9 protein-coding genes are annotated in these 6,974 nt (G+C 72.6%); 5 read left to right on the top strand and 4 right to left on the bottom strand.

The window, feature by feature from the left end; genetic code table 11:
• On the top strand, positions 1–676 hold a 676-nt coding region (locus FHG89_RS32620), incomplete at its 5' end, for a fasciclin domain-containing protein (RefSeq protein ID WP_139588222.1).
• A gap of 5 nt (positions 677–681) precedes the next feature.
• Here the strand turns inward: FHG89_RS32620 and FHG89_RS32615 are convergent.
• A complete protein-coding gene (locus FHG89_RS32615; protein WP_139588221.1) occupies positions 682–1,677 on the bottom strand; it encodes a tyrosine-type recombinase/integrase in 996 nt (331 codons plus the stop codon).
• Positions 1,678–1,752: 75 nt separating this feature from the next.
• On the opposite strand from FHG89_RS32615, the gene FHG89_RS34065 reads away from it, so the two are divergent.
• On the top strand, positions 1,753–2,511 hold the full coding sequence (locus FHG89_RS34065; protein ID WP_244296090.1) for a hypothetical protein: 759 nt from the start codon (positions 1,753–1,755) through the stop codon (positions 2,509–2,511).
• Positions 2,512–2,797: 286 nt separating this feature from the next.
• Here the strand turns inward: FHG89_RS34065 and FHG89_RS32605 are convergent, their stop codons facing one another.
• Together FHG89_RS32605 and FHG89_RS32600 are read right to left on the bottom strand one after the other, a co-directional pair.
• Entirely contained in the window at positions 2,798–3,148 is a 351-nt protein-coding gene (locus tag FHG89_RS32605; RefSeq protein WP_139588220.1) for a hypothetical protein, read from the bottom strand.
• A 283-nt stretch (positions 3,149–3,431) separates the two neighbouring features.
• Positions 3,432–3,719 carry a hypothetical protein gene (locus FHG89_RS32600; protein WP_139588219.1) on the bottom strand — a complete coding sequence of 96 codons (288 nt, stop codon included), beginning with the start codon at positions 3,717–3,719 and terminating at the stop codon, positions 3,432–3,434.
• A 318-nt stretch (positions 3,720–4,037) separates the two neighbouring features.
• Between FHG89_RS32600 and FHG89_RS32595 the strand changes: the two genes are divergently transcribed.
• From FHG89_RS32595 to FHG89_RS32585, 3 genes are all read left to right on the top strand, one after another.
• Positions 4,038–4,661 carry a hypothetical protein gene (locus FHG89_RS32595; protein ID WP_139588218.1) on the top strand — a complete coding sequence of 208 codons (624 nt, stop codon included), beginning with the start codon at positions 4,038–4,040 and terminating at the stop codon, positions 4,659–4,661.
• A 195-nt stretch (positions 4,662–4,856) separates the two neighbouring features.
• Positions 4,857–5,462, top strand: coding sequence for a response regulator transcription factor (locus FHG89_RS32590; RefSeq protein ID WP_244296087.1), 606 nt, complete (start codon positions 4,857–4,859; stop codon positions 5,460–5,462).
• A 123-nt stretch (positions 5,463–5,585) separates the two neighbouring features.
• Positions 5,586–6,170: a response regulator transcription factor gene (locus tag FHG89_RS32585; protein ID WP_139588216.1), complete on the top strand. Its 585-nt coding sequence runs from the start codon at positions 5,586–5,588 to the stop codon at positions 6,168–6,170.
• 7 nt (positions 6,171–6,177) lie between these two features.
• On the opposite strand, the gene FHG89_RS32580 is transcribed toward FHG89_RS32585, so the two are convergent.
• Entirely contained in the window at positions 6,178–6,951 is a 774-nt protein-coding gene (locus tag FHG89_RS32580) for an ATP-binding cassette domain-containing protein (RefSeq protein WP_244296083.1), read from the bottom strand.
• Positions 6,952–6,974 lie beyond the last annotated feature (23 nt).

The following is a 6,974-nucleotide window of genomic DNA, read 5'->3' as shown; positions in this document are numbered from 1 at the left end:
CCCCCAACCCGTGGAGGCCGCCGTGCCGCAACCCGCCACCGCAGCGCGACACCCCCGACTACGGACCCTCGCCCTCCTCGCGCCGACACTGCTGCTCGCCGCCTGCACCGGCACCCCGGCCACATCCCGCACGCCTGACGCGTCAGCCACCACGCCCCAGGTCACCGGACCCCTCTGCGCCGCCCTGCCCACCGGCACCGACCCCGGCAACCCGACCTTCCTCGCCGGTCAACCCGTCGACGCGGCACTGCGCTGGATCCCCACCCTCACCACGTTCGAAGCGGCCCTGCGCACCAGCGGCGTCCTGGACGACCTCCCCGCCGGCACCGCCGTCACCGTCCTCGCACCCACCGACGACGCCTTCGCCGCCACGTTCTCCGAGGACAACTGGGACGACCTCATGACCCACCACACCGACCAGCTCCGCACCCTGCTCAAGGCCCACCTCAGCACCGGAGCCCACCCGATCGACGACCTCACCACCGCCGGATCGACCACCACCCTCGACGGCGCCACCATCACCGTCACCCGTAGCGGACCCACCACCCGCCTCGCCGACCGCGCCGACACGGTCTGCGCCGACTACCAGGCCACCAACGCCCGCATCCACATCATCAACGCCGTCCTCGGCCCCCTGCCCGTCACCGCCGACGGCACCGGCCACCGCGCACACTGAGCCGCTCACTCCTGCGCGACCAGAGCCGCCAACGCGCGGTTGGTCCGGTTGGCCCGCACCGCGTCCCGCTGCTGCCCGGCCGTCACCTCGATGTACGTCTGCGACGACGCCAACGACGCGTGCCCCAACAACCGCATGATCTCCGCCGCGCTCGCCCCGTCCTCCGCCAAACGGGTGGCGAACGTGTGCCGCAACGCGTGCAACCGCGCCCCACGCGGCACCCGGTCACCGATGCCCGCCCGCCGATAACAGGACTCCACCAGATACTGGAGCCCACCGCGGCGCAGCGGCTCACCGCGCCGGTCCACCAGCAACGCCGAGTCCGGCCGCACCGACCGCGAACCGAAGCGGCGCACCCGACTGTCCAGGTAGTCCCGCAGCACCCGATCCAGGTCCGCCTCGATCGGCACCACACGTGGCCGCCCACCCTTGCCGACCACCTCGATACGCCGTTCACCCGGCCGACCCGCCAGCGATCCGACCCGCAGCGCCAGCAGCTCCGACAGGCGCAACCCCGCGCACAGCGCCACCGCCAGCACCGCCACGTCCCGCTCCGGCCACGGGTCACGCTGCCGGCCGTCGTCCCGGGCGACCGACGCGAGCAGCACCTCGGGGGTGTCCGCGCCGCGCAGCGGCTTCGGCTGGGGGAGTAGCGCCCGGGGGCGCCCGACCGCCGGCATCGGATTGCCCGCCACCACCCCGTCGGCCACCAGGAACGTGAAGAAGCTGTTCCAGGTGGACCAGGCCCGGTGCACCGACGCGGGCGCCCGGGGCGCGGCGAACCGGGCGAAGGCCGCCCGCATGACGCGGGGGGAGAGGTCGGTGATCGACAGCTCGCCGAGGGGGAGGGGAGTGGCGTCACCCTCGGCGACAAGGGTGGCCACCGCGTACAGGTCCCGCCGGTAGGCGGCCAGGGTGTGGGGGGAGGGCTTGCGGGTGGCGCGGGCGGTCAGGAACTCCTCGATCAGCACCCCGAGCGATTCGCCCTTTTTGTCATGCATAAGGGTTATTATGCAGCATTTTCGCGTTCCCGGGAAGCAGGGGAGAGGAGACCGGAGACGCGTATCGTGCCCGGCATGGGACCGGCCGCCACCTGCCCGGAGTGTGGTCGACGGGGCAACCCGAGCTGGTACGAGGATTCGGCCGAGCCCACCGCCTGGGTGTGCCCGGTGGGGCATCGGTGGCCGAGCGCCGGCGGACCCGGCTGGACGGCGTACGCGTCACCCGCCGCGGTTCCCGGACGCCAGGGCACGGGTGAGGCGTCGACCGGGACGCGTCCCACACGCGTCAGCAGGGACGGGCGGAGCTGGCGGATCGGGACGGCCGACGACGTCTCCTGGATTGCCGGCCACACCACGCAGGGCCCGTCGATCACTGCCGCCATCCCGCCGGTGTTCGAGGCGTACGCCACCTTCCACCCGCCGGACGGTGTCCCTGTCGACGCACACGAACGTGCCGTCGTCGACGAGCTGGCAGCGCGTACCCCGGAGCAGCAGTGGTGGCTGGGCTACCTCGACACCGGGGCGCACGACATCGTCTACCCGGGCGCGGCGACGGTGTCCCTCTACTGGGGGTGGTCCTATCTGCTGGTCGAGGCGGGCCCCGAGCAGGCTCTCACCTGGCGTACCGGCCACCTGCGCGGCGACGGAGCGTTGCCCGACCTGTTCTTCCCGGCGGATCGCTCCTGGCTGGCCTCCGCCCTGTGGGACGACACCTGGACCGACATCGGCGGCAGCGCCGACATGCTCGCGGGGCTGCGGCGTCATCCGCTGGTCAATGCCCGCCTCGTCAGCCTCGACGAGGACGCGTGTCCTCCCGGGCTGACGCGCGACTGACCCCCTTTCGAGGGGACCCCAGTTCGGCTTACTTTACATAATGTACATTATCGAATCGGCGGCCGGCGTACGACCCGCGTGGCCTGGTGGTGGTGGATCTGGGCAGCTCCATCAAGAAGAAGGAGACGGTCAGGTTCCTCTGGACCCACCTCGACGCCGGCGACGGGCTTCCGTGCCGAATCTGTGAAAGGGCACGTTCACCCCGGAAGTCATACGGCGGCCGATCGGCGGAGGCAGAGCTCCCCCGGAAGCCACTACCCGCGGTCGCTTCTCGGTGTCGCCTGGCTTACTGCGGCGGGTACTGGTGCGGTGGCTGCGGCGGGACTGCGGTCACCGTGGTCGTCGAACGGCTCTTGGACTGCGCGAACCACCAGTGGACGATCCACACCACCCAAAGGACGCCGCAGGTGAAGATGCCACCGACCGCGTAGAGCACGTGCATCCAGCCGGGGATCCCGCCAGACGCCACGGTGGTCTGCTGGAAGCCCGTCGGCGGCGGGTACCCCTGGGGCGGGTACTGACCATGTGCCGCCTGCGGCGGCGGATACTGCGGGCCGCTCTGGGGTGGCGGCGGGGATGAGCCGGGCTGCGGCGGCACAGGCGGCTGCTGGCGCTGGGTCGGGTCGTCCGGGTACATCGGGACAGCGTACGGCCACGCTGCGTTGTAGGCGGTCTCGCAAGGCGTCGGGTGTCCAGAATCGAGCCGAGTGGTGGGCCGCAGACGGCCGATCTGGCATCGCCGTTGGTCCGGACAGGCCTCGGCGGGACGGCACGCAGTGGACTGCTGAAGCTGTTGCTGCAGGCCACGTTCAGCCCGGCGGCCACCATCTCGTCCATCGCCTCCCGCCGGATCCGGGACAGGACGGACGGTACGCGACACGCCACCGGATGCGGTGGCGTGTCCACATCGCTACGATGAGTCAGCACACTCGAGCGGAGGGGGTCGTGCCCGCGTGCGAAGTCCCGTCGATGGAAACCCGCCGACTCCTGCGCCGACTCGATCCGTCCCGTTCGTGGCCGGCCGGATGCGCAGGCTCGCCCGGCGGATGGTGCTGATCCTGGCCGCCGTCGGGGCCGGCTTCGTGGTGGCCGTTCTGTTCCAGGGGCCAGCCGCCGCGGATGACGGGGTCGGCGGCGAGCGTCATCAACGGACCGGTGTGGTCGAGCGGGTCGTCCGGCTCACCGTCGGAGAAGGCCTCGACCGGCACCGCCAGCGGGATGCGAGGGTCGACGACCGTCGCCAGGATGTGCCCCTCACCTCGCGGGCAGGGGCTGTGCGGGTCGCCCCTGCGACGCCACCGACGTGGCCCGAGGGGTCGAGCCGAGGCACGGCCGGTTCGGTGGCGCTCCCCCGCGTCGCCGCGTCCGTGACGCATCGTCCGGTCGAGCGGGGAACGCTCCGGCCTGGACTGCGGTCGGGGTCGGCCGTCCGGGTCGGTCATCGCCCGCCTCGCGACGCCGGCCCGCCGCGGCGGGTGGTGTCTCCCCCAGCGCCAATCGTGGCGGAAGCGGTCGGTGCGGTTCCCTTGACCCGGGCACACCCGCGCCTGGCCGCGCCGCCGGTGGTCCGGCCCGCCATGTCGTCCACGGTGGGCCTGGTCAGCGCCTCGGTTGCGCAGGTCGTGGGCGTCGTGGACTGGGTGCCGATCCGGCCGGTCGTCGTCGTACTCGGTCGCGTCACCGATGTCGTCCTGTCGCCGGTTCTCGGCGCGGTGATCGTTGCGGTGCCAGCGCGGCTGCCCGCGCTGGCGGGGCCCGGGCTCCGCCCTGTCCCGGTGACCGACGCGGCGAGCCGGCAGGCCCCGGCCCCGCCGGTCGATCCGGCGCTGGCTCCGGTACGCCCCGTCGAGCTGCTGCCGGCGGTGGCTGCGCCGTGGCCGGCGTCTGTCGTCCAGGGGCCGCGTATGACGTCTGCGACGGGGCGTCCTGTCGCACGGCCAGGTCGGGCGTCGACTCCGGCGGTGCTTCCGGGGCTGCCCGTCACACCCGCCGACCAGGATGCGGCCGGCGTCGACGACGGGTCGACGCCCGCGCCCGGCCTGGTGTGGCCGGTCGTCCGGCAGGTGGCCGCCGCCGCCGCGCAGACCTACGATCTCGGGCTCGTCGTCCTCGGGACCCGATCCCCGTCGGTGATCGCCCGACCTGGGTGAGGCGGCCGGTCGGCCCGCGGCGGCTGCCCTGTATTCGGCAGATTCAGCCGCTGGCTCGACCGGTGCCCGGGCCCGTTCACGAGACGGTGCCTGGGCCGACGCCTGCCCGTCTGTCAGGCGTGGACGGTCTGCTGGACCCTGTGGGTGATCCGGGGTGGTGGCCGTCTGACGCGTACCTGAGATCGGAGAGACGTGGTGATCCACGTTGTCATCGCCGAGGACATGGGTTTGTTGCGCGGGGCGCTCTGCGCCGCGCTGTCGCGTGAGGAGGACATGGAGGTGGTCGCCGACGTCGAGGGTGTCGGCGCGTTGTTGACTGTGGTCCGGCGGTGCCGGCCGCAGGTGGTGGTGCTCGCGCTGTCGCCGGATCTCCCCGATCCGGTGGAGGTGGTCGCCGCGGTCCGGGCGGAGGCGCCGACGAGTGCCGTGCTGGCGATGAGCCCCCGGTGGAGTCCGGCCCTGGTGGAGGCGGTGCTGGCGGCCGGCGCTCGGGGCCTGGTCGGGAAGGACGGCTCGCTGGAGGAGTTGGTGCGGGCGATCCGCACGCTCGCCGACGGGGAGCGTGCGATCGATCCGGTCGCGGCGGCGGCGGTGCTGTGGCCCACGGAGAGTCCGTTGACGCCCCGGGAGTCGGACGTGCTGCGGATGGCCGCGGAGGGTCTGCCTCTGAAGGAGATCGCTGTCCGGCTGCACCTGGCGCATGGGACGGTGCGCAACCATCTGTCGGCGATCCTGCGCAAGACCGGTGCTCGTAACCGGTTGGAAGCGGTGTGGCGGGCGCGCAGGGACGGCTGGTTGTAGTCGTCCGGGGGGCGGGCCCGGGGCGTGTTCGGGGCCCGCTCCCCCAGCGTGCGGAGGCGCGATTCGCGTGTTTGAATGCGTACGTTGCGTGATCGTCATCCGGGTGCAGGGAAAGGGTTCGAGGTGATCCGTACGCTGCTCGCGTTGGACGGCGCCCTGGTGCTGGGTGCGTTGTCGTTCGTCCTGGCCGCCGAGGACGACATCCGTGTGGTGGGGAGGGTGGACCGCGTCGCCGGGGTTCCCGATGCCGTGCTCGCCCACCGGCCCGACGTGGTGGTGGCCGACCTGGACTTCATCGAGGGGGTCGAGGCGAGTCGTCTGGGCTCGTGTCCGGTGCTGGTGCTGGCTCACCCGCGTCGGGCCCGGCGGCTGCGGGGGATGTTCTGCGCGACCCGGATGGTGGGTGTCCTGCGCTGTGACGTCGCTCCGCAGCGGGTCATCGACGGGGTTCGTCGGCTCGCGCGGCGGGAGCCGGTGCTCGACGCGGATCTCGTGGTGGCGGCGCTGCACTCGGATGGTCCGCTGACCGATCGTGAGACGCAGGTGTTGTCCCTGACCGCGGCGGGGGCGCCGGTCGCGGAGGTCGCGGTGTCGCTGGGGCTGACCTGTGGCACCGTCCGCAACCATCTCGGTCGGATCGCCCGCAAGGTCGGGGCTCGTACCCGGGTCGAGGCGGTGCGCGTCGCGCGTGAGGCGGGCTGGATCTGAGGCTGGTTCAGCCGCGCGGTGCGGGGGGTGTCATCGCGGGTTCGTCCCAGCAGCCGACGAGCAGTCGGTAGGTGGCCGAGCGGCTCAGCAGTTGCTCGTGGGTGCCCGCCGCGGGTTCGTCGCCGTCGAGGACCAGCAGTCGTTGGGCGCGGATCGCGGAGCTGATGCGGTGGGCGATCACGACGAGGCTGCCGGGGCGGTGGGCGAAGGCGTCCTCGACTGTCGCTTCCAGCGCCGGGTCCAGGTGGCAGGTGGCCTCGTCGAGGATCACCAGCGGGGCGGGTGCCAGCCAGGCCCGGACGGCGGCGATGAGTTGCCGTTCGCCGCTGGAGAGCAGGGTTGGGGTGATCTGGGCGGCGAGGCCGCCCAGGCGGGTGGCCAGGGGGCGTGCGCCGAGCGCGTCGAGGGCGGTTTCCAGGGTGCGGTCGTCGGCGTCGGGTCGGAGGTAGCGGAGGTTGTCGGCGAGGCGGCCGGTGAAGATGTAGGCCTCCTGGGGCACGAGGACCCGCATCCGGGCCAGGGCGGCCGGTGTGGCGTCGGCGACGGGCTCGCCGGCGAGGTGGACGGTGCCGGTCTGGGGTGGTGTCAGGCCGGCGATCAGGGCGGCCAGGGTGGACTTGCCCGCGCCGCTCGGGCCCACCACGGCGAGGTGTTCCCCGTCGGTGAGGGTGAGGGAGAAGTTCTCCAGGATAGGTCGGGAGCGTGGGCCGTAGCGGAAGGTCAGTCCTCGGGCCTCGATGGCCGGTTCGGGGCTGGTCCGGTGGATCTGTCGCTTATACACATCTGACGCTGCCGACGATAAGG

Origin of the sequence: Micromonospora orduensis (assembly GCF_006228125.1) — a bacterium.
In the GTDB taxonomy this organism is placed as follows: domain Bacteria; phylum Actinomycetota; class Actinomycetes; order Mycobacteriales; family Micromonosporaceae; genus Micromonospora; species Micromonospora orduensis.
The sequence above is the reverse complement of the archived record's forward strand: the minus strand, read 5'-3'. Positions and strand labels throughout refer to the sequence as shown.

Excerpts from the sequence above, each read along its gene's own strand:
- FHG89_RS32615 (WP_139588221.1), bottom strand. The coding sequence starts at position 1,677 with ATGCATGACAAAAAGGGCGAATCGCTCGGGGTGCTGATCGAGGAGTTC.
- FHG89_RS34065 (WP_244296090.1), top strand. The coding sequence starts at position 1,753 with ATGGGACCGGCCGCCACCTGCCCGGAGTGTGGTCGACGGGGCAACCCG.
- FHG89_RS32605 (WP_139588220.1), bottom strand. The coding sequence starts at position 3,148 with ATGTACCCGGACGACCCGACCCAGCGCCAGCAGCCGCCTGTGCCGCCG.